At 73.0% G+C, this 1,047-nt stretch carries 1 protein-coding gene; it reads left to right on the top strand.

Annotation, left to right across the window (positions count from 1 at the left end; all coding sequences use genetic code 11):
* Nucleotides 1-145: 145 nt before the first annotated feature.
* The coding region (locus tag E4099_RS32320) for an ABC transporter ATP-binding protein (protein ID WP_135342635.1) at nt 146-1,047 on the top strand (902 nt) is incomplete at its 3' end.

A 1,047-nucleotide genomic window follows, 5' to 3' on the forward strand; every position in this document is an offset into this window, starting at 1 on the left:
GCTGCCCCTTCCACCCCCGGTGCGCCTACACCGGCCAGGTCGAGGGGGACCGCTGCGCCACCGAGCGGCCGGCCCTGGCCGCCGGCCGCGCCGCGGCCTGCCACCTGGACGCACACGCCCAAGCGACCCTGCGGAGGACCACCCGATGAGCCAGGACCTGCTGGTCGCCCAGGCCCTCACCAAGCACTTCCCGGTGCTGGGCGGATTCCCCTTCCGGCGCCGGGTGGGCTCGGTGCAGGCGGTCGACGGCGTCGACCTGACCGTACGCGCGGGCGAGAGCCTGGGCCTGGTGGGCGAGTCCGGCTGCGGCAAGTCCACCACCGGCAGACTGCTGACCCGGCTGCTGGAACCGACCTCCGGCAGCATCACCTACCAGGGCCAGGACATCACCCACGCCAACCGGCGCGCGCTGGCCCCGGTCCGCTCCCAGATCCAGATGATCTTCCAGGACCCGTACTCCTCGCTCAACCCGCGGCAGACGGTGGGCACGATCATCTCCGGGCCGATGGAGATCAACGGCATCCGGCCGCCGGGCGGGCGCGAGCGGCGGGTCCGCGAGCTGCTGGAGATCGTGGGTCTCAACCCCGAGCACTACAACCGCTTCCCGCACGAGTTCTCCGGCGGTCAGCGGCAGCGCATCGGGGTGGCCCGCGCGCTGGCCATGGAACCCCGGCTGATCGTGGCCGACGAGCCGGTCTCCGCCCTGGACGTCTCCATCCAGGCCCAGGTGGTCAACCTGCTCCAGGACCTCCAACGCGACCTGGGCATCGCGTTCCTGTTCATCGCGCACGACCTGGCGGTGGTGCGGCACTTCTCGCAGCGGGTGGCGGTGATGTACCTCGGCAAGATCGTCGAAGTGGGCTCCCGCGAGGCGATCTACGCCAGGCCCCGGCATCCGTACACCCACGCCCTGCTCTCCGCCGTGCCCGAACCGGACACCGCCCTGGCGGCCCCCGAGACGGCGGGCACCGCGCCGACGGCCACCGCCGCCACGGGCGATCCATCCCGCGCGGACACCTCCCGCCCCCGCATCCGCCTCACCGGCGA

This window comes from Streptomyces palmae (genome assembly GCF_004684805.1).
GTDB lineage: Bacteria > Actinomycetota > Actinomycetes > Streptomycetales > Streptomycetaceae > Streptomyces > Streptomyces palmae.